Origin of the sequence: Parapedobacter pyrenivorans, from assembly GCF_014636865.1 — a bacterium.
GTDB lineage: Bacteria > Bacteroidota > Bacteroidia > Sphingobacteriales > Sphingobacteriaceae > Parapedobacter > Parapedobacter pyrenivorans.
The window spans coordinates 155,278-176,637 of sequence record NZ_BMER01000007.1; the positions used below are offsets into that span (position 1 = coordinate 155,278).

22 protein-coding genes are annotated in these 21,360 nt (G+C 47.8%); 4 read left to right on the top strand and 18 right to left on the bottom strand.

All coding sequences use genetic code 11. The features are described 5' to 3' along the window. Window positions 1–76: 76 nt before the first annotated feature. Together IEV98_RS23710 and IEV98_RS23715 are read right to left on the bottom strand one after the other, a co-directional pair. A complete protein-coding gene (locus IEV98_RS23710; protein WP_188508545.1) occupies window positions 77–367 on the bottom strand; it encodes an HU family DNA-binding protein in 291 nt (96 codons plus the stop codon). 162 nt (window positions 368–529) lie between these two features. Then, entirely contained in the window at window positions 530–934 is a 405-nt protein-coding gene (locus IEV98_RS23715) for a cupin domain-containing protein (protein WP_188508546.1), read from the bottom strand. Between the two features lie 114 nt (window positions 935–1,048). On the opposite strand from IEV98_RS23715, the gene IEV98_RS23720 reads away from it, so the two are divergent. Beyond that, window positions 1,049–1,264: a dodecin family protein gene (locus tag IEV98_RS23720; RefSeq protein WP_188508547.1), complete on the top strand. Its 216-nt coding sequence runs from the start codon at window positions 1,049–1,051 to the stop codon at window positions 1,262–1,264. On the opposite strand, the gene IEV98_RS23725 is transcribed toward IEV98_RS23720, so the two are convergent. The 4 genes from IEV98_RS23725 to IEV98_RS23740 all read right to left on the bottom strand — a co-directional run bounded on the left by IEV98_RS23725 (window position 1,261) and on the right by IEV98_RS23740 (window position 6,913). Beyond that, a complete protein-coding gene (locus IEV98_RS23725; protein ID WP_188508548.1) occupies window positions 1,261–2,031 on the bottom strand; it encodes a peptidase associated/transthyretin-like domain-containing protein in 771 nt (256 codons plus the stop codon). The genes IEV98_RS23720 and IEV98_RS23725 overlap by 4 nt on opposite strands. A gap of 33 nt (window positions 2,032–2,064) precedes the next feature. Continuing rightward, window positions 2,065–4,035 (bottom strand): M1 family metallopeptidase, encoded by a 1,971-nt coding sequence (locus IEV98_RS23730; protein WP_188508549.1) that lies wholly within the window; start codon window positions 4,033–4,035, stop codon window positions 2,065–2,067. Window positions 4,036–4,061: 26 nt separating this feature from the next. After that, window positions 4,062–4,406: an ArsC family reductase gene (locus tag IEV98_RS23735; RefSeq protein WP_188508550.1), complete on the bottom strand. Its 345-nt coding sequence runs from the start codon at window positions 4,404–4,406 to the stop codon at window positions 4,062–4,064. A 62-nt stretch (window positions 4,407–4,468) separates the two neighbouring features. Continuing rightward, window positions 4,469–6,913 (bottom strand): TonB-dependent receptor, encoded by a 2,445-nt coding sequence (locus IEV98_RS23740; RefSeq protein ID WP_188508551.1) that lies wholly within the window; start codon window positions 6,911–6,913, stop codon window positions 4,469–4,471. A 254-nt stretch (window positions 6,914–7,167) separates the two neighbouring features. Between IEV98_RS23740 and IEV98_RS23745 the strand changes: the two genes are divergently transcribed. Next, entirely contained in the window at window positions 7,168–7,581 is a 414-nt protein-coding gene (locus tag IEV98_RS23745; RefSeq protein ID WP_188508552.1) for a DUF6157 family protein, read from the top strand. 29 nt (window positions 7,582–7,610) lie between these two features. Then, a complete protein-coding gene (locus IEV98_RS23750; RefSeq protein WP_188508553.1) occupies window positions 7,611–9,401 on the top strand; it encodes a DNA polymerase III subunit gamma/tau in 1,791 nt (596 codons plus the stop codon). Window positions 9,402–9,420: 19 nt separating this feature from the next. On the opposite strand, the gene IEV98_RS23755 is transcribed toward IEV98_RS23750, so the two are convergent. From IEV98_RS23755 to IEV98_RS23805, 11 genes are all read right to left on the bottom strand, one after another. After that, complete coding sequence (locus IEV98_RS23755; RefSeq protein ID WP_188508554.1) at window positions 9,421–11,163, bottom strand: ABC transporter ATP-binding protein; 1,743 nt, start codon at window positions 11,161–11,163, stop codon at window positions 9,421–9,423. A gap of 3 nt (window positions 11,164–11,166) precedes the next feature. Further along, window positions 11,167–11,910: an LOG family protein gene (locus IEV98_RS23760; RefSeq protein WP_188508555.1), complete on the bottom strand. Its 744-nt coding sequence runs from the start codon at window positions 11,908–11,910 to the stop codon at window positions 11,167–11,169. Between the two features lie 4 nt (window positions 11,911–11,914). Further along, window positions 11,915–12,751: a restriction endonuclease gene (locus IEV98_RS23765; protein WP_188508556.1), complete on the bottom strand. Its 837-nt coding sequence runs from the start codon at window positions 12,749–12,751 to the stop codon at window positions 11,915–11,917. A gap of 51 nt (window positions 12,752–12,802) precedes the next feature. Further along, a complete protein-coding gene (locus IEV98_RS23770; protein ID WP_188508557.1) occupies window positions 12,803–13,531 on the bottom strand; it encodes an HAD family hydrolase in 729 nt (242 codons plus the stop codon). A gap of 165 nt (window positions 13,532–13,696) precedes the next feature. Beyond that, on the bottom strand, window positions 13,697–14,815 hold the full coding sequence (locus IEV98_RS23775) for an ABC transporter permease (protein ID WP_188508558.1): 1,119 nt from the start codon (window positions 14,813–14,815) through the stop codon (window positions 13,697–13,699). 17 nt (window positions 14,816–14,832) lie between these two features. Beyond that, complete coding sequence (locus IEV98_RS23780) at window positions 14,833–15,939, bottom strand: ABC transporter permease (RefSeq protein WP_188508559.1); 1,107 nt, start codon at window positions 15,937–15,939, stop codon at window positions 14,833–14,835. Then, window positions 15,940–16,686 carry an ABC transporter ATP-binding protein gene (locus tag IEV98_RS23785; protein ID WP_188508560.1) on the bottom strand — a complete coding sequence of 249 codons (747 nt, stop codon included), beginning with the start codon at window positions 16,684–16,686 and terminating at the stop codon, window positions 15,940–15,942. Further along, window positions 16,683–17,597 carry an ABC transporter ATP-binding protein gene (locus IEV98_RS23790; protein ID WP_188508561.1) on the bottom strand — a complete coding sequence of 305 codons (915 nt, stop codon included), beginning with the start codon at window positions 17,595–17,597 and terminating at the stop codon, window positions 16,683–16,685. Before IEV98_RS23790 ends, IEV98_RS23785 begins: the two co-directional genes overlap by 4 nt. A 1-nt stretch (window position 17,598) precedes the next feature. Next, entirely contained in the window at window positions 17,599–18,495 is an 897-nt protein-coding gene (locus IEV98_RS23795) for an HlyD family secretion protein (RefSeq protein ID WP_229738944.1), read from the bottom strand. A 15-nt stretch (window positions 18,496–18,510) separates the two neighbouring features. Then, a complete protein-coding gene (locus IEV98_RS23800) occupies window positions 18,511–19,782 on the bottom strand; it encodes a TolC family protein (protein ID WP_188508562.1) in 1,272 nt (423 codons plus the stop codon). 53 nt (window positions 19,783–19,835) lie between these two features. Continuing rightward, a complete protein-coding gene (locus IEV98_RS23805; protein WP_188508563.1) occupies window positions 19,836–20,450 on the bottom strand; it encodes a TetR/AcrR family transcriptional regulator in 615 nt (204 codons plus the stop codon). A gap of 149 nt (window positions 20,451–20,599) precedes the next feature. On the opposite strand from IEV98_RS23805, the gene IEV98_RS23810 reads away from it, so the two are divergent. Next, window positions 20,600–20,977, top strand: a complete 378-nt coding sequence (locus IEV98_RS23810; protein ID WP_188508564.1) for an SRPBCC domain-containing protein — start codon at window positions 20,600–20,602, stop codon at window positions 20,975–20,977. Here the strand turns inward: IEV98_RS23810 and crcB are convergent. Next, the gene (gene crcB, locus IEV98_RS23815) at window positions 20,965–21,351 is read right to left on the bottom strand and encodes a fluoride efflux transporter CrcB (RefSeq protein ID WP_188508565.1); all 387 of its coding nucleotides are present in this window, start codon (window positions 21,349–21,351) and stop codon (window positions 20,965–20,967) included. The genes IEV98_RS23810 and crcB overlap by 13 nt on opposite strands. Window positions 21,352–21,360: the final 9 nt, after the last annotated feature.

Genomic DNA, 21,360 nt, shown 5'->3' on the forward strand with positions numbered 1-21,360 from the left:
TGCGCATGCAGAGGTCTTTTATTTCGGGTATGGATGCAACCGCATCCATACCCGTTTGCAAGAGATTTTGGGATTTTTATTTGGGTAACTTGGCCTTTTCCACTGTTTCACTCAGGGTTTTGCCCGGCTTGAATTTGGCCAGCTTTTTCGCTTTGATTTTAATGGTTTCCCCGGTTTGTGGATTACGGCCATTTCTGGCCGATCGTTGCGATACAGAGAACGTGCCGAAACCGACCAAGGTAACCGATTCACCTTTTTTTAAGGAGGCTGTTACCGATCCGGTGAAACTGTTGAGTGCTTTTTCCGCTTGTCCTTTGCTGATACCAGATTCTTTGGCGATTTTTTCAATAAGATCTGCTTTTTTCATAACTGTTAGCGTTAATTGGTGGTGTAATTTTAGACAATAGTTACGCACAAATTTTATGCCGTATCTCTCACTTCTGCATTATTTTTCGGCTGCTGTCCTTGTTTCTTCGCGCATATTATTCATTCTACGATTTGCAAAACCGCGTGCTACAGACAACATCGGTCATGTCGCTTTGGGCGTAGGCGCAAGCGTGAGTAGAAACATGCTTTCTTCGATAGCCAACACGCTATGAGGTATCCCTTTGTGCAAGGCTACCATTTCCCCTTTTTCCAATTGTAGTGATTCGCCCCCAGTACCGAACCGCAACTTTCCCTGCAACACTTGTACACTAATCATGCCGTCGGCCGTATGCGTAGGAAGTTCCGCACCGGCGTGTAATGCAATCAGCACGATGCGTAGGTAATCGGATTTAAAGACGGTGATTGCATTCCGCGGTCCGTTCAGCCAGGCAGCCTCACTTTTGATCTGTTCCATAAAACGGGGTAGGTCGATGGCCACCAGTGGCGCGTTGACCATCCGTCCCCCTTCTGGGCGTTGCGGGGTAGACTCATTCATTTTTTCTTCCATAGTCTGGAGCTAAACAATAGGATAAGATAGGCATAATCGATAGCGTGCCTGTCTTCCCTAAAACAAATCATTCATCCAATATGTTTACATGACACAAACATTAAATGATATATTATGGCTATTGTAAAAGTAATCGAGGTTATCGCCTCGTCTGATTCCAGTTTTGACGATGCGATCCGCAATGCGGTAAAGGAAGTATCGGCTACGGTTGCCAACATTGACTCGGTCTATGTTAAAGATTTTAAGGTGCATGTGAAAGACGGAGAAATCACCTCCTACGGAGCAATCTGCAAAGTGGCCTTTCGGGTAGAACGAGGCGGAATGGTCTAGCGGCTTTCACGCTCGGGGATCTTTATCTCCGAACGTTGCTTAGGGGTCAATGCCTTGAACTTGGCATAGGTATCCATAATGTAAAGCCGTAGGTCGGATTCATTGGCCGTGGTGAGGAATTCTACAGTGGGGCGGTATTTGGTCATGTATAGTTCGAGATCTTCCCCTTTCAGGGGGGTGATCGCCATAATCGCCTCTGGCGTAAACCGGGCATCGATTTGTCTCCTTTCCTTTTCGGCGAGCAGCATCTCGTGGCGTTGCCTGGCCTGTCGGCCCGTTTTCCCAAACCATCGCGATGGGGATATACGTACACCGCCACGTTGTTGGGAGGTTTCTGTAAACTGGCCTTCGACTTCCGCACGTTTGAGCTCTGCATCCAACCGGCTGTCCGTCATGGCTTGGATCTGTACTTCGTCGAGTTGAATGGCGCTGCCATCAGGCGCCATGTACACCCGTTTGATCGTGAATTCGATAACCACCAAGGTGTCGGTACGATATCCGGGATATTCAAATTGAAGCCGCTCGTTTTTCTTTGCCGCGATGCTGAACCTGCCATCTTCGAGGCTTTCCGCAGCTACACCCGTTTTCAGGTTTTTGATTTCTACGTATTGCAGCGGCTCACCACTATCCAATTCCAATACGTATCCGGTAAGGAGGGAGTCTTGCGCAGCCACGTGGGAGGCGGCTATCCCTAATAAAAGGAAAACATACAGCGCTTTGATAACAACGTTTACTTTAGTGCTCGGTATTGATCTTTGACGCTGCATGTTCTTTTATATTTTACTATACCTTGTATGGATTTATTGTGCGGGGGCTTCCCATCGATTATTATCCGGATTGTGGTCTGGATATACTTTATCGGGATCGAGTTGGACCGCCACGATTTTTTCATCTGTGGGGGCTTTGAATGTCCATTTGCTGTTTCGTTCCCAGATCTCTACCGGTAGTTTTACGCGATGCACCTCACCGCTTTCCGTAGTGATATCTACCACCACAGGCATCGGTAATTTTTCGAAGTTTTCCACGGTGATCATCCCATTGATGCTCGGATCACTGGAATCGGTTATGACCATAACAACCCCCTGATCAAACCGCCAGTTATATTTGAACCAGCCGCGCCAAAACCAATTCAGGTTTTCTCCCGCAACATTTTCAATCGTACGGAAAAAATCATCCGGTGTCGGATGTTTAAACGCCCATCGGTCTAGATACGCCTTAAATGCACGGTCAAATCGTTCGGGGCCAAGGATTTCATTACGAAGTAACGTAAGGCCAAAGCCCGGCTTGAAGTAAGCTAATGTGCCGATATTACGCTCCTGCATATTTTGGGGTGTACTCATCACGGGCTCGAGATCCGGCCGTGTCAGCGCCTGTGCAAGCCGGTTGGCATCGCCCATGGGGCGGTAGTATTCCCCACCGTTGAACGCTTCTGTAGAGAGGTCATTGATGAACGTGTTGAATCCTTCGTCCATCCAGGCGTGAAGCCGCTCGTTGCTGCCTACAATCATGGGAAACCAGATATGGCCGAATTCATGATCGGTGACCCCCCATAGTCCGGCACCTTTGGATTTATAACTGCAGAACACGATGGCTGGATATTCCATCCCGCCTATATCTGCCGCGACATTCACGGCTATTGGATAGGGATATTCCATCAATTTATTCGAGTAAAACTCGATGGATGCCTTGGTGTATTCTGTAGAACGCTCCCAAGCGTTACCGCCATTGCTTTCCACAGGATAGGCCGATAGGGCGAACGAGCTATTTCCGCTGGGCAAATTGATTTTTGCTCCGTCAACGATGAAGGCTGGCGAAGATGCCCAAGCCACGTCATGTGCTTTTTCAAGCCTGAATTTCCAGGTCAGTTCCTTGTTTGCTTGGGGACGCGATTGGGGCTGCGTCACTTCTTCGGCGGAACGGATGATGACCGTTTTATCACTTTTCTTCGCCTGTTCCAGACGCTTCAGTTGTTCTGGTGTATATACCTCACTTGGATTGAGGAGTTCTCCCCCCATCACCACGATGTGATTGGCTGGAGCGGTGATATCCACTTCGTAGTTGCCGAATTCGAGGTAAAATTCACCCGGCCCAGTATAGGGTTGCACGTTCCAGCCGAGGATATCGTCATATACCGCCACGCGGGGAAACCATTGCGCGATAGCGAAGATTTTACCATTTTGAGTTTCCAATACGCCCGTACGGTCGGCCCCATGGGTGGGTACGATATACGAGTAGGCGATGGTAATGGTTGTTTTACCACCGTTGGGCTTCAGGGGTTCCGGCAAAAATACCTGCATGCGCGTGTCGGTGATCAGGTGTTCCGCGGCCGCACCGCTACCAAACTTGACCGACTTAATGTCGTATCCCCCGTCAAATTCCGACTGTGCATCACCATAGCGGCTTTTCGTGAGCGGCACGATGAGATGTCCGCGACCTTCCTGCGAAAACATGTTTTGATCCAGCTGCAGCCAGATGAAATCAAGCGCATCAGGGCTATTGTTGGTATAAGCCAGCGTTACAGTTGCGTTAATCTCGTTGGTTTCGTCATCCAGCCGGGCACTGATTTTATAGTCGACCGCATTCTGCCAATATTTAGGTCCCGGCATTCCACTCGCTGAGCGGTATTCAGTGCCATTGTTCGTATAAAAGAACGGATTGAATGCTTCTTTGTAGTCATACTTAGGCTCAGGGGCTTGTGACAATCCGACCAGGGGTAAAGTCCCAATCAACAATAGGATGCCGGTAATGCGCGATATTAACGATGTATTCATATGTGTATTGTTTGGTGCAGTATTATTTACGTAAGCTTAGCTTTGTACTCTGATTCGTCGAACCCCACGATGATTCCCCCCTTGCTTTCAATCACCGGGCGCTTGATAACGCTGGTTTTTGCCTGCATCAGCGCATTTGCGCTATCGGAATCGATAACGGCAGTCTGCTCCTCAGACGAAAGTTGTCGCCAAGTGGTACCCCGTTTGTTAACCAACGGCTCCCAGCCAATTTGGTTTTCCCAAGTAAGCAGTTTCTCTTCGGATATGCCTTCTTTCTTGAAATCATGGAACGTGTAGGAAATAGCATTGTCCTCCAGCCATGTTAAGGCTTTTTTTACTGTATTGCAATTTTTGATTCCGTAAACGTGCATAGTTGGGCTTTTTTGCAAGCAAACTTAAAATTAAATATCCATTTGTCGAAAAAATCACGTGCTTAATTTCCCCCCTGTTGCCCACCACCTCCCGAAACGTCATCGTTTTTGATTCCGCGCCGATTCTTACGGATTTCATCTTTCAATCGGCCGAAGCGGTAGGAGAGACTCATGCTGAAGGATCGGTAGTAATTCTGGAAAAACGACGACTGGGTAAAGTTGGGACCGGTCATATCGTTGATGTAGTTGCGGTATTTATTAAAGGGGTTTGATACGGATCCGGAGATACTCAATTTTTCCTTAATCAGATCTTTAGAGGCACTGATGCCGTAATAAGGGAAGGAGTTGCTTTGACCCTGTAGCATGATATATGCGGTGCTGTAACTAAAGTTGCCATTAACCCGCCATCCCTCTTCAAATAGGTAGCTCAATCCGCCATACATGTAGCCCCGTAGCCCGGAATTGCTGGTCGCCTTGCCATCCACGACGCCTTCTAGCCAAATGTAGCTCATATCGCCGCTCATATTGAGGTTAAGTTTTTTTGTGATGGGATAATTGATGCTGACGTTGGTGCCCAGTGATTTGTCCTTACCGATGTTTTCGTAAGTAAAACGAGAGATACCCGTCTCCTCATCGTAATTGATCAGTCGTTGTATGGTATTATTCGCAAAGGAATAACTCATCCCGACATTGATGTTGGCTTTACTGAAACTGCTATAACGGAGGTTGAATGTATTGTTGAGGACAGGCCGGAGGTCGGGATTTCCAGCGTATTCAAAATTTGGATTTGAGCGATTCACGAACGGATTCAGGTTCCATATACCCGGGCGCTGTACCCGTTGCGTATAGCCTAAGTTCAATGTTTTGCCCTGCTTGAGAATATGGTTAACGGCTATCGATGGGATAAAGTTGAAATAATTTTGGTCTACATTGGAATCGCTGGAAATAAAATCGGCTTTGACCACGGTCTGCTCGGCGCGTAATCCGGCACTGAACCCCCATTTCTCAAGCTTGTACTGATAGGAATTGTAAACGCTGAGAATGTATTGATTATTTTCGTAAGTGTTTGTTTGGTTTGGAGCTTCGACGAATGCGCCGCTGGTTTCATCGAAATTAGCCGACCGAAAATCGCTGCTATTCAGCCGGAAAATTCCCTTTACTCCACCTTCGATGTTCAACTTGTTGACCGGGTGTACGTAGTCAAGTTGTACCGTGTGTTCGTCTTGGTTGCCGTTATTCGTTTGGTTGTAATCGGGCACTTCGTAGTTAATGCGGTCTGCGATGCGCATCCGGTTATCTTGCCCGTCCTTGTCATGACCAAAGCGGTAAGAAAACGTGAGCATTTGCTCTTTATTGCGCTTGAAGCCTTTTTGATAATTGAGCCCAATGTTGTAGCCATCCCAACGGTTTTTCCCGACGTTGTACATACTGAATCCCTGCAACGGCGAACCCTCTAGGGTGCTTGTATTAGAAAATTGACTGCCGTTATTGTCAAACCGACCCAAATTGAAGCCAATCTCGCCGGTGATAAGATTTAGGCTGTCAATATCATAACTGAGTTCTGTGCCCAAGTAAGTAAAGTTGCTTTTGCCATCATTGAGGCCATTTTGGAACAAGATATTCGGTTGATTGCCCAAGGTTGCGCGTTCGAAATTACTTTGCGTTTCGGGGCGTTGTGAAAGACTCCCTCCGAAGTAACCGGATGCACCGAATTTCCCTTGCTTAAGTGTAAAAGAGCCACCTACCCCAGGTCCACCCGCCGGACTGCGGTAATTGAGGTTGGCCGACCCGCGGTAGCCATTGTCGACATTTTTGTTGGTAATGATATTGATGATACCTGCCAGCCCCTCGCTTTCATACCGTGCTGGAGGCGTAGTAATAACCTCTATTTTTTCTATGGATTCAGCGGGCATGGCCTTCAATACATCTTTTGGATTGCGCGCAATCATGGTAGACGGTTTGTTGTTGATAAAAATCCGGTAGTTGGAATTACCCTGTAGCAATACGTTTTCATCGCCATCTACGGAAAGCAACGGAATCTTTCGCATCATGTCCAGCGCAGTCAGTATCTTGCTTTCGGGATCAGCCTGCACATCGTAGGTCAATCTGTCGATATCCTGTTTCACAATGGGTCGGCTAGCCGTTACCACAACTTCATCCAGCGCTTGGGCATCGGCAGCTAGTGAGATATTACCCAAATTGAGTTCGGCTGTGTGATCGAGCAGTTCAATCGGCAATTCCTTGGTTTGGTAGCCCACAGCAATGAATGTCGCCGTGTAATTTCCCGTATTCAATCCGGCAAGCTCAAATTCGCCCTTCGCATCGGTAACAAGGGATTTGAATGCCGCACTGTCCGTACGGATATTGACGGTTACGTAGGCTATCGCATTGCTATCGACGGAGTCTACCACTTTGCCTTTCAAGGCATGTGTAGTGTCCTGTGCAAATGAAATAGAGAGCGTAGCGGCGAAGAATAGCGCGAATAAGGGTAAGAATTTACGGGTCATGTGCTTGTTTATAAAATATGTACTATTGTTTTAGTTATGGCAAAGAAATGGGTTTCAATAATTCATATTTGTTAATTAACGTTAAAAGACGCTACCACAACTGTTAAAATATGCTATTTATGATAAATGTCGTAGCATTTGATGACGCTAGGATAGGATGTTGATAAGAATGTTACGTAGATTCCATATTTCCCCTACTTTTGTTACAAAATTTTAACTGACGAAACGTGGCATACTGAATAATTGCGATGGTTATGAACACACATACGACAAACTACGAGAACGCCTTCATTGCAGTTGCAGACGATTGCAAGGCGATAAATGGTGAGGTACCACCCACAAAAGGAGCGAAAAAATCGGTTGCTAATATCCAGTTTGAAATGATCAGTAAAAAGCCTTATCAGTTTACGTCGGATGATGTGGTATTTGGCGTATTTGCTGAACGGAATGATTTGACGGAAGGCGAATTCGCCGAAGCACGGGCAATGTTTTTTTCAAAAGGGCAACCTTGTTTGCGGGCGTCGCCACTGACCAAACGGTATGGGTGGGGGGTGCATAGCGATCAAAACGGCAGAATCGCTATCTATGGTCGCGAGACAGCGGAATATGAACGGTTGATAAGCGACAAAGGCGTGAAGGTTGTGAAAGCAATGAAGTCCAGTAGATAGTTTCGACCGAAATTCCTATCTTCGTACCGATGGATAATTTTATCGTTTCGGCTCGTAAATATCGTCCTGCCACGTTTGATACGGTGGTTGGTCAACAGCATATTACCGTTACTCTCAAAAACGCCATTAAAAATAAGCAGCTGGCGCAGGCGTTTTTATTTTGCGGCCCGCGGGGCGTCGGTAAGACTACCTGTGCCCGCATTTTGGCCAAGACCATTAATTGCGAGCGCTTACGGGATGATATGGAGGCTTGTGGGCAATGTGATAGCTGTAAGTCTTTCCAAAACGGTAACTCCTTCAGTATCCATGAACTCGATGCCGCGTCAAATAACTCCGTGGATGATATCCGCAGCCTCATCGACCAAGTGCGCATACCACCGCAAACAGGCAAGTATAAGATATATATTATCGATGAGGTGCATATGCTGTCCCAGCAGGCATTCAATGCGTTCCTGAAAACATTGGAAGAACCTCCTTCCTACGCCATATTTATTCTGGCCACCACCGAAAAACACAAAATCCTGCCTACTATCCTGTCTCGGTGTCAGATTTTTGATTTCAATCGCATCAAGGTGGCGGACATGGCAGGGCACCTGGCTTCAATCGCTGATAAGGAGGGGGTGTCTTATAACAGCGACGGGCTCCACATCATCGCGCAGAAAGCCGACGGTGGTTTGCGTGATGCGCTGTCCATGTTCGACCAGATCGTGAGTTTCTCCAATAAAGAGGTGACCTATCAGGCCGTTATTGACAACCTCAATATCCTCGATTACGAGTATTATTTCCGGCTTACCGATGCGCTTGTCAACGAGGATTCGCCAACAGCCTTGCTTATCCTAGATGAGATATTGGCTCACGGGTTCGATGGCAGCCATTTCATCAGCGGGTTGGGGTCGCACTTTCGAGATCTGCTTGTGGCCAAGGAGCCTGCTACGCTTAAGTTGCTGGATACCAGTGATGCCATTCGCCAGCGCTATCAACAACAAGCCCAACGGCTCTCTCCAGGTTTACTGCTTTCGGCACTCAATATTTCCAACCAATGTGAAGTTAACTACCGCACGAGCAAAAACCAACGCTTACAGGTAGAACTGGCCTTGCTGAAGATGTGCCACATCACGGCAGCGATTCAATTGGCGAAAAACAATGTTGTGCATCCCCCTATGGAGACGGCTGAAAAAAAAAAGCCTCGTGAATCCGTAACACCTACGGTGACCACGGACCATGAATCACAGCCACCGATTCCCCAACCACCGACCACGGAACGTCAACCACCGGTCACGGATGTTCGCGTCCCAGCATCGCAACCTCCGGCTACCGAACCCTCACCTAAGGCCGTCCGCTCATGGGGTGATGTCAAACTGGGTAATGCCGTTCCTGACCTGAACAAGATTTTCGATGATAAGCAAACCGTAGCGCAATCCGATGAGCCCGAATTGCTTAATGGCGAAGAAAGGGAGATATTCAGTCCTGATGAACTGTTGGAACAATGGCATGCATTTGCTGACAAACTGAAGGCGGAAAACAAGATCAACCTGTTTACGTTGATGACGGCCAACGTACCCCAGCTCTTACCGGATTTTCAAATCGGCGTGGTGGTCGAGAACCCCATTCAGCAGGATTTGTTGAGCACCTCCAAGATCGACATCCTCAATGGACTGCGTACGAAACTGCGTAATTTCGCAATAGATCTCGTTCCGATACAGGTCCAAAACGACACAACGCGAAAGCCCTATACGGCACAAGAAAAATATCAGGCCATGGCAGCCAAGAACCCGACGCTTGATGTGTTGCGGAAAACGTTTAACTTGGGGCTGGAATAATTCGCAGTCAAGGGTCGGCTTACCGCCGCTCTCCGATCTGTTGCCGCCACATGGCGTAGTATAAACCTTTCGCGGCCACCAATTCGCTATGCGTACCCGTTTCGGTGATTTTTCCTTTTTCCAATACGATAATCCGATCTGCGTGCATAATCGTCGACAATCGATGGGCAATCAGCACCGTAATTTGTTCGCGTTCGCCGGATAGCGTCCTCACCGTTTCGGTGATAGCCTCTTCGGTGAGTGAATCCAATGCGCTGGTTGCCTCGTCGAAAATCAACAGGCGGGGATTGCGTATCAATGCCCGTGCGATGGAGATACGTTGTTTTTCACCACCGGACAACTTAAGCCCACCTTCGCCCAAGATCGTGCGTATGCCCTTTTCACTGCGGGCCAACAACAGATCACAGCTGGCTTTATGCAGTGCTGCGAGCACTTCTTCCTCGGTCGCATCCGGTTTTACAAATAGGAGATTGTCTTGGATGGTACCGGCAAACAATTGGGTGTCCTGTGTTACAAAACCGATTTGCCGCCGCATCTCATTGAACCGAACTTCTTCGGATGGGATATCATTGAATAAGATACTGCCGGATACCGGTCGGTATAATCCGACTAGCAATTTGACCAGGGTCGACTTCCCCGAGCCCGATGGACCAACAAATGCGATTGTCTCGCCGGTCTTGGCGGTGAAAGAAATACCATCGATAGCATTTTGAGCCGCTGTTTTATGCCGGAAAACCACCCGATCAAAAACTACTTCCTCTAACGGGCCGATCGGAACCGGATCTTCCGGTCGCCGCTCGATGGGTTTCGCCATCAGGTTGTCAAATAGCTGTACGGAAGCTTCGGCTTCGCGGTATTGCACGATGATGTTGCCGATATCCTGCAACGGCATAAAGATGGAAGTGGATATGAACTGCATGGTTATCAGTTCGCCGGGTGTAAGCACATTCCTGAAAATGAGCCAAAGCAACGTAAACAGAATGGATTGCCGCAAGAGGTTCAAGGTGGTGCCCTGAAGGAACGAGAGGAAGCGGACACGGCGTGTCTTGGTCATTTCCAAATCATAAATGGTTTGCGTGTGCCCGCGCATCCGCCGTATCTCCGGAAAGGTTAGGCCAAGGCTTTTGACCAGCTCGATATTGCGCAGTGATTCGGTGATGATACCGGACATCCGGGTCGTTTCGCGGTTGATGCTCCGTTGCGTAGTTTTTATTTTTCGGCTTAACAATCCTGTGATGGCACCAATGACCACGAAGCCGATGAGGAAAATCGGAATCAACGCCCAATGTTTGGTGATGGCATACCAAATCAGAAAACTGAGACCTACCAAGGACGAGAACAGGATGTTGATACCCGAATTGATGAAGCGCTCCGTATCGGTACGTACTTTTTGCAATATAGCGAGTGTTTCGCCGCTGCGCTGTTCCTCAAACTCCTGAAACGACAGGCGTAAAGTCTGCCGTAGCCCATCATTGAATATTTGCATGCCGAAACGCTGAACAGCGAGACGCATCACATAGTCCTGGAATGATCGGGCCAAACGGGCCAACAGGGCAATGCCAATCGCTATAAAAAGCCAGAAAAGTACACCTTCGACCAGCTCTTGTTCGCTGCGTCCATCCCGATTGTTTGCATAGTCATCGATAATCTTCCCGAAAATGATAGGGTCGATCATCGAGAGTAATTGGGCGGCAGCAGCCAACAGTAACGCAAAATAGATGTACTTGCGTTGCGGTTTGAGGTATTTCCAAAGAATGAGCACAGCCTAGGCTCTTTTCAGCTTCCGTTCACCCAAAAGCCAAGCCGCTTTTCGTGGCGGTTCCAACTTGATGCTGGGTGAGCCCTCAGCGTGTTTACGGATATGGGCTACCACCTCCTGTACCGAATCCGTAAAGAGTAGGAGGTCCATGTCTTCAGGGCTGATGGTTTGTTCGTCCATCATACGCTGTACATGGGCAATGATTTCTTTGTGAAAACCTACGCCCATTACCACAATCGGAAACCGTTGGATCTTGCCGGTTTGGATGAGGGTAAGTGTTTCGAAGAATTCATCCAACGTGCCAAAACCTCCAGGTAATACCACGAAAGCAAACGAATATTTACGCAGGAGCTCTTTGCGGACAAAGAAATACTCCATGGTGACAAATCGGTCGAGATAGGGATTGTGGGCCTGTTCATGCGGGAGCAGGATGTTGCATCCGACGGAAAGTGCCCCCGCTTCTTGGGCACCACGGTTGGCTGCTTCCATGATGCCGGGACCACCGCCCGTCATGATGGCGAACCCCAGTTTGCCGATTTCAGCAGATACCTCCCGGGCGAGTTCGTAGTAGGGGTGATCTGCCTTGAAACGCGCGGATCCGAATACCGTGACACATGGCCCAATGAAATGCAATTCCCGGAACCCTTTTAGGAATTGCATCACCACACCGCCCACGTATTTCAGTTCTTTCCAGCGGGCGCGGGCCCCCTCCATGAATTTCTTTTCCTCTTTTAAAAATGCATTCCTCATCGCATCACTGGTTTTGATGGTTAACCAACTCGGTGGCTTCCTGTACAATTCTTTTTTTCTTTCGCGGGGCACAATCCAGTGTATCCAGCTGGGCCTCATCGTCGAGAATGTCCTTTACCAAGATACACCCCTGTTTCAAAAGCAGTTCTTTTTCAGCTTTGTTAACGGTTGTGAGGCAGGTGATCGGATATAATCCCGCATAATCTACACGGCGTTTAATACTGCTTTCTTCCGGATAATCCCAGGATAGGAGGTTGAGATCGTAGTATTTCGAAAATTCGATCGAGTCGGTAGTGACGTAGGCGTTGGTGACAAGCCAGCCCGCCGTAAATTGCATGCTTTTACCGAAGAAGGAAAATGAAAGTCCCTCGAAATCCTTTACCCGCGATAGGAAATACATGGGTGTGGTGACCGTGATCTTCGCGTCTTCTGTGTTTCTGAACTTGCATTCGACCAATAAGAGCTCGTCATCCTTTTGCGCTACTACATCCACTTCATGCGTTACCGAGTTACCCCGGAGGTGCTGGCTGGTTGTCGTCTGATAAGACACGTATCTGAAAAGCTTGGCCACCCATTGTTCAAAATAATAACCTGCGGGACCCAAGTCTTTGAGCGCCTGTTTGAGGCTGTAGCGGGCAGCGAGGGAATTGGCTTCCCGTTTTAATAAACGGAAGGCGAGTTTGTAAAGATCACGGGTATGGATCCCGTCATAGACCAGGGGTTTCATCGTTTCCCATACTTCGTCTACGACATCCGGCGAGGCACCCGATTTAGACAGCGAGCCTTTCAGTCGGCGCACATCAAATTCAACGAGTTCACCCGAATATTTCTTTACTTGCATAGCAGATACTTTTTCAAGCACCTAATATGCGATTTTTTTGTTAAAACGCCATCACAAACCGGTCGAAAACGCAGGTTCCCACCTTTCAAGCAACCGGGGTAATTGATTGAAATCCCCGATTTCGGCATCCGAAATCCCCAACTCGTCTATTCCCCATTCTTCCCAGCTCTCCACATTAAGCCAAACCGTTTGACAGCCGATTTCTTTAGAAGGTAAAATATCGCGGTTGTATGAATCACCGACAGCTACGCACTCCTCCGCTGCGTAACCGAGCTTCTTTACTCCCCGCTCATATATTTCGGTATTGAGATGCGAAGCCGAGTCGGTCGTTTCAACAACGTCTGAAAAATACTTCCGGATGCCGAAATCGGTCAATACCGCATTGAGGTTGCCATAGAAATTTGAAACCAAGACCACAGGGAAGGCACTCGATAGAATTTCCAGAATACCCCGAGCTTTCCGCAGCGTCCGTTGAGCTAACTGGTCACATTCTTTTGCAATGGAATCAATTACAGTATAGTCGAGCTGATAACCCTGGTAGGTCAAATAATTGAATTGTTGCGTTATTTTATGGATAAGCACATCCAAAAACACATGGTTGGGCTTGATGATGTCACCGGTTGCCAAAGCCGCTTCCGAAAACATGTATGCCTTGTTGAACGCTGCTTTGTCCAGACCGATGTTGTGCTTCTGGAATTTGTGCCAAAGTATCGCCCCCCAATGCTGACCATTCGTATCAATCGTACCTTCGTAATTTAGTAAAATGCCTCGTGTTTGCATGGTTGTCAATCTGTTAAACTTGAGTGGTAAACAATTTGACTTTTGTTTACCATAAGTCAAATGTATAAAATTTATTCCAGTTGCTGTACGTACTTTTTAAGTAGACGAGAATAATGACCAACAAATTACAATCCGCAGGATAAATAATTTGCGGTTGGTTATTGCTTAGTTTGTTTTTCGGTAATTCCATATTGCCCAGCTATTTAATACGAGCGCGAAACCCAGTATCGCACCCAGGTGCGGAAGAACGGCTCTCCAGCCACTGCCTTTCAGGATAATCATCCGCATCACCTCCACAAGATAACTCACCGGGTTTAGGTTAGCAATCACCTTGGCCCATCCAGGCATGCTGTTTATCGGTGTGAACAGTCCGCCCATCAGAATGAAAATCATCATGAAGAAGAACATGATAAACATGGCTTGCTGCTGCGTATCCGTGTAAGTAGAGATCAACAGCCCGAAACCCAGCACGGCCAATAAGTAAACCCAAATGAAGCCATACATCGCCAATAAGTTGCCTTGCGGAAATATACCATAGACGAGCCATGACACCAGTAGGCCGAGGGTGAATACGACATTGCCCAATATCCAGAAAGGGATAAGTTTGCCAAGAATGAAATGATGCTTTTTGATAGGCGTTACGTTGATTTGCTCTATGGTGCCGATTTCCTTCTCCTTTACGATATTCAATGCCGAGAGAAAGCCACCGACCATGGTCAACAGAATAGCCAATATACCCGGTACCATGAAGAACTGGTAGTTGAGCAGTGGATTGAATCGGTTATTGGGTACTATCTCGATGATAGGTAGGGATTGGAAGCGTGTCGGTATGGTTAGCTCCGTCCTGATGTGTTGGTTGTAATCACGGATAATGTCGGCAAGATAGGCTCCACCCAAACCGGCTTTGGTTCCATTGATGGCGTTGACGGCTATGAACAGCTGTTGTTCACCTTCCCGGATAAGGTTGCGCTCAAATCCATAAGGTATTTCCAGTGCGAGATCAGCCTTGTCCTGTTCAATCGACCGGTAGGCTTCTTCGATTGACGTGTGATATCCCTGCAACCTGAAATACCCGGATGCGGTAATCTTCGAGATCAATTGCTGTGAATATGGAGAGTGGTCATGGTCGACTACTGAAAGATTGATGTTCTTTACTTCATAGTCGGCAGCTAGCGGCAAGATGATCAATTGCATGACCGGCATCACCATGATGAGGATCAGGATGGCGCGATTACGGAAAATCTGCCGGAATTCTTTTTGTAGTAGGAATTTGATGGTTCTCATTTTTTTAGTTGAACGGGTTACTCCAGTCGTATTTTAAAGCTTTTCAAACTCACAATGAAGAAAAATAGCGTAATTCCACACAGTACGAGTGTTTCTTTCCATATCTCTGCGAAACCCATGCCTTTGATCATGATGGATTTCACAATAATATAAAACCATTTTGCAGGGACAATATTGGAGATAACCTGCAGTGGAACCGGCATGTTTTCGATGGGAAACATAAATCCGCTAAACATCACCGTGGGCAGCATCATACCCATCAGTGATACCAGCATGGCCACTTGTTGGGTCTTCGTCTTGATGGAAATGAAGATTCCCAACGTGAGGCATGTGATAATGAACAACGTACTTTCGGCAAACAGCAATAGCCAGCTACCCGCTACCGGGAGCCGCAGTACGAACACACTCATCAACACAATGGATAGTACATTGATGAGCGAGAGGAATAGATAAGGAACTGCTTTTGACAGGATGACCCACACCGGCCGAAAGGGCGAAACCAGCAGGACTTCCATGGTGCCCGTTTCCTTTTCCCTGACAATGGCGATTGCCGTCATCATGACGGAAACCAACATCAAGACCAACGCCATCACGCCCGGCACGAAATTGGGAGCACCTTTTAATTGTGGGTTGTAAAGCATACGGATCTGTGGGGTGATCCGGTAGGGCAGGGCAGCATTTTCACTGAGTTCCGTTTGGTAATCCCGGATAATCGAGGATACATAATTAGTCAATGTGGTGGCATAGTTCGGGTCGGAAGCGTCTGCAATTACTTGTATTTGGGCGTGATTTTGATGGACGAGGTCGTTGTGGAAGTTAGCAGGAAATACTACCGCGAGTTTGACGGTACCTTCCCGGAATGCCATTTCCATGCGATCCCTATCCATCACATCCTCCCCGAGTTCGAAATAGTTACTGGCGGCAATTTGGGCGATGATACGCTGGGAGGCATTGTCCTTCGCATGGTCCACGACCACAATACGGGCATTTTTTACTTCATTTGTCAACGCGAATCCAAAAATGAGGATTTGAGCGAGCGGCATTCCAAAGAGGATGAGTAACGTCCGCCGGTCACGTAAAACGTGATAGCATTCCTTTCTTACAAATGTGAAAAACTGTCTCATTTAATCGCTTCTTTTAGCTCCTCGTGCCAGTTGATAGAAAACGCCGTCCATGGTAGATTCATTCAGCTTTATTTTTAATTCTTGCGGTGTTCCTAGTGCTTCGATCCGGCCATCCACCATGATGGAGATGCGGTCACAGTATTCTGCCTCATCCATGTAATGGGTGGTTACAAATAGGGTAATGCCGCGGCTTGCCGCTTCATAGATCAGCGCCCAGAATTGCCGACGTGTTACGGGGTCCACACCACCTGTAGGTTCATCAAGAAATACAATCTTGGGCTCATGCAGCACCGAAACAGAGAATGCCAGTTTTTGTTTCCAGCCCAAAGGCAGTTCACCGACCAGTTTTTTCGTTTCCGATTGCAATCCGAGCCGTTGCACCAGTTCCTCGCTTTTTGATTTGAGCTGCCGATTGTCCAGGCCATAAATTCCGCCGAAAAAGCGAATGTTTTCCAATACCGTAAGGTCTTCATATAAGGAGAACTTCTGACTCATGTAACCGATGTGTTGTTTGATCTGTTCGGTTTGGCGGTACACATCGAAGCCAGCGACGGTTGCCTTGCCCGAAGAAGGGGTAGACAAACCGCATAACATGCGCATGGCGGTGGTTTTGCCGGCACCGTTGGCACCCAGAAAGCCGAATATTTCACCTTTAAGTACCTCAAAGGTAATTTCATCGGTGGCGATGAAATCACCGAATCGTTTGGTTAGTTTTTCGGTTTTGATGACGGAGTCTTTGCGTGTCATTTGGTTAGCATTTTAATGAAGCAATCTTCTATGGTAGGGGTAATTGGCATCACTTCAATCTCGCGGAATCCTTCTTTTGCGAGGAGGGTGGTGAGTTCTTCTGTCAGGTACTTACTGCTTACCCCCTGCGGATCAACATGGATATACTCACCGAATATATAGCTGCTGAAAGACGGTGCATGGGTAGCCAATGCCTGAGTGATACGTGGCTTATCCGTAGCTTTGATGGCATACAATGGACCGGGATATGCCCTGATGATCCCCTGCGGTGAATCGATGGATAGGATTTTCCCATGTTGCATCAGTGCGATCCGGTCACACCGTGTGGCTTCGTCCATGTAGGGAGTAGAAACCAGCACCGTGATGCCCTGTTGTTTCAGTCGCTTGAGCATTTCCCAGAATTCCTTACGCGAAACGGGGTCTACCCCCGTTGTCGGTTCGTCGAGGAAGAGCACCGTAGGCTTATGGATGAGCGCACAGCAAAGGGCCAGTTTTTGCTTCATTCCGCCTGATAACTTTCCCGCCCTGCGCTTTTTGAAAGGCTCCAACTGGATGTAGATGTCCTCGATGAGGTGGTGATTTTCCGCTACTGTCGTGTTGAACACCGTTGCGAAAAACTGGATATTTTCTTCGATGGTAAGGTCCTGATAGAGGGAAAACCTACCCGGCATGTAGCCCACGTGGTTGCGGATGTACCGGTAATCTTTGACGACGTCGTGTCCATCAACGGTAGCCGTGCCGCCATCCGGCAACAGCAGGGTGGTCAATATGCGGAAGATACTGCTTTTACCTGCGCCATCCGGTCCGATCACGCCGAATAGTTCGCCCTTTTCAACCGAAAAAGAGACATCGTCGACCGCCTTTACGGCACCTTTGTTGTACGTTTTCGTGATGTTGTTTACGGTAACCATATCAGTTGAATCTCACCTGCCCATACATTCCGATTTTCAGCAAGCCGTCGTTCTTTACCCTGATTTTGGTGGCGTAAACCAGGTTCTCGCGCTCATCCTTGGTCTGGATCGTTTTTGGAGTGAACTCCGCTTTGTCGCTGATCCATTCCACAATTCCTTCGTACTCCCGGTATTTTCCCGCCGCGTCGTCTACCAGTACCGTTACCTGTTGATGGAGTTTGATTTGGGTAAACTGAGGTCCCGTTACGTACGCACGGAGGATGATGGACGACAAGTCAGCTATCTTATACAGCGGTTTGCCTACGATTGCTGTTTCATTGGCTTCGGCATATTTAACCAATACGGTGCCTTCAAGGGGGTTGACGATGCGACTTTTGGCCAGCTGGTCTTCCAATTGCGCAATCTGGATTTCCAGAGGAGAAGCTTCCTCGGTGAGACTGGATGCCGTGATCCCGAGTGAAGATCGCTGGGCTGCGATTTGCTTTTTGATCACAGCCACTTGGGCATTGGCATCGTCCAGCTGTTTGGGCGTCGCAGCGTCGGCTTCTGCCATGTTGGCAATCCGCTGCTGTTCTCGGATAGCTTGGTGCAGTTGCTCCTGCAGGGCGGCCAGCTGTATGGCAACGTTGGGTTTTCGACTAAGCACAGCACCGATTTGTGCTTGGAGCTGCCGTTTTTTTAAGTGAAGTTGCGTACTATCGATATACCCCACCATCTGCCCAGTTTGTAATAACTGGCCTTCCTGTACGTTGAGTTCCTGGATGACGCCGCTTGCTTCAGCAGAAATAATAGTTTCCACGGCCTCGAAGGTGCCGGACGCATCGTAACCACTTCGGTCATCGTTGCATGAAGCCAGCAAGAGAGCGGCGAGTGTGAGGATTTTTACGTTGTTCATCATTGTCAATCTTTATGGTTAATTACCGGTTGTGTATTGGATATCGTATTGGGCTTTCAATAGTTGGAGTTCGTGGTATATTTTGGCTAACTTGGCACGATCCTCCGCATTGACTTCTCGTACGTAGTCGGCCGTATTGATCACCCCATTTTCCAGTTGGGTGAGTGCCGCGTCTTTTATCGACGTCCGGAGTGCGATGATTTCATTGTCGGTTTCCAAAAGCTGCCGATATTTGGCTGCTTCCGTATTTTGCTGCTGCACTGAGAGGTCAATGTTAAACAGGAATGTTTCCTCTTGTACATCGATAGCTGTCTTTCTGATGTCCAGTAGCGCCCTTTCCTTTCTCAACGTATAGAAACCGGATATTGGAATAGTTAGCCGAACACCGCCGTAGTAATACGTTTCAAAATCGTTGCTCAACATGTTTAACGCCGGCCGCCCGGCACCGGCTTGCAGAAACAACCCTAATTTGGGGCGATTCTTGGCGAGCACTAGCTTGCGTTCTACATCGATACCTTTTTGTTGTAGTGCATACCAGTTCAATTCCGGTCGGTTGATTGCCGCCGAAATGGGTTGGGATACTGGTTTTTCCAATACGGTACGCTCGTCGAGGGATTGGTCGATGAAAAGACCAAGCATGCACAGGTAAGCCTTTCGCGTGGCCCGTAGTTCGGTAACCTGTTGCTCGGCCTTGAGCAACTCGGCGTCAAGTAGGTTCCCGCTACTTTTTAACGCTGCACCGTTGGCAATGGCAGCGCGGGTCTTCTCCAAACCCGCTTGGATGTCCTTTTGGTACAGGTCGTTTTGCAGCAGTTGCTCATTCAGCAATAGGATGCCAAAGTATAGTTGATTCACTCGGTCCTTGACCTTATAGAGCTCCACTTCCAACGCCTGTTGCTCCAAGTCGGCATTAGTCGCAATGGCTTGCTTTTGCAGCCTGATTGCACCGCCATCATAAAGATGCTGGTTTACCTCCCCGTATAGCTTATACTGATCTTTGTTTAACGTGGGTACATCCATTCCCGGCACGCGTAGGGGTATTTCAGTGACGGCAGACTGATACGTGGCTTGCCCATTGATATTGATTTGTGGAAAATAGCCGTCGTTCGCCTTATCGATGGAGTACGCCGTACTTTGGGTAATGAGGTCGCGTTGTCTGACCATCGGGTAGTTTTCAGCAGCTTGGGCGTGAGCTTCAGGGAGTGTGAGCGACAGAAGCTGCGCCTGCGTTGTTTTCAGCGAAATTCCCAGCGAGCAGATGAGCAGTAATGTGGAATATGGGTTAATCATTTTATTTATTGTTTTGAATTAATCATTTGATTAATATGAGTCCAAAAAAAAAGCTACGTTGCAGCTACCATAGCTGAAAACCACGTTTTAACCAGCATTTTGCGCTCTTTCATCAAGGTAATGGCCTGTTCAGATTTTAACCCCGTAATCAACTGGATAAGTGGCTTGCCGATAAATGGGAAGATAATAAGGCCAAGCATATTGAAGATAAAATGCAGGGGGTCAATATCCGGGCGCTTTTCGGCCAACTGCTTGAAGAGTGTCGAATCGGCGATGTTTGTTTTTGTCTTAATCAAGCTTGCAAACTTATCCGGGTTACTTCTGATTTCACCCAATACAAACAACGGGATATCCGGGTTAGCCAAGAGGGTATCAATATAGTGTTCGGCGACTTGTTCCACTTTTTCTTCGATGGAGGTGTTTTTATCCATAATGATCGGCCCTATTTTGCCGAGTAGGATTTGCATTTTCTCCATGATGATCAACTCGAATAGCTTTTCCTTGCTACGGAAATAGTAATTGAGCAGTGCCAGGTTGATGCCGGCTTCTTCTGCGATATCCCGTGTGCGTGTAGCAGCATAGCCTTTTTGAGTGAAGACCTTCCGTGCAGCTTCCTTGATCTTTTCCTCGGTGCTGAGGTCCGCTTTTGCCGCTTTCGTTTTTGCCATAATCTATGTGATACGCTGCAAATATAAACAGGGTATTTGGTTTAACCAAATATTTTAATCATTTGATTAACTACGAGGTTTGATTCGTAGGCGCAATGTCTGTGAAAAAGGATATTTTTGCAAAACAATTACAACACTATTTTTTGCAAATGAAGGATTATAAGGCATATTTCATCATACCTGCACAACCCGAAGAGGTTTATTTGGCACTAACGACTGCAATAACTATCAATCTCTGGACTGGAGAGGAGGCCGTTATGGCGGAGGTACCCGATACCGAATTCTCCCTGTGGAGCGGTGCGATTGTGGGAAAAAACCTCTCGTTCGTGAAAAACAAGGAAATCGTGCAGCAGTGGTATTTCGGCGAAAACACGGAATCCATCGTCACCATTAGGCTACATGCACATAAACGTGGTACGTCCATGGAAGTGCGGCAGTCCGGTATTCCCGATGGGGATTACGATGATATTGTGGATGGCTGGAAGGATACCTATGCGGCGTCGCTTATTGATTTCTATCGTGAATAAGCCACCTGGCTTACCCATATTCCCGCCCATACCAATGCGATGCCTAAGACCACGCTCAATAGGGTATAGCCGATCGCCAAGGGTATTTGCTGGTTTTCGATGAGTAGCAGGTTTTCATGGGCAAATGTAGAAAATGTGGTATAACCGCCGCAGAAACCGGTGATCAGTAAAAATCGCATGTTATTACCTACGTGGGGCGGTTGACTGAAAATCCCGACCAATACGCCGATCAGGAAACAACCGGAAAGGTTAACCAATAACGTGGACAGCGGAAATGTGCCGTGGACAAATCTGCTGGTCGATACCGACACGAGGAACCGGAGCATGCTTCCGAGACCTCCACCTATTCCCACTAAGATAAGTTGTTTTATCATACGCGTTTC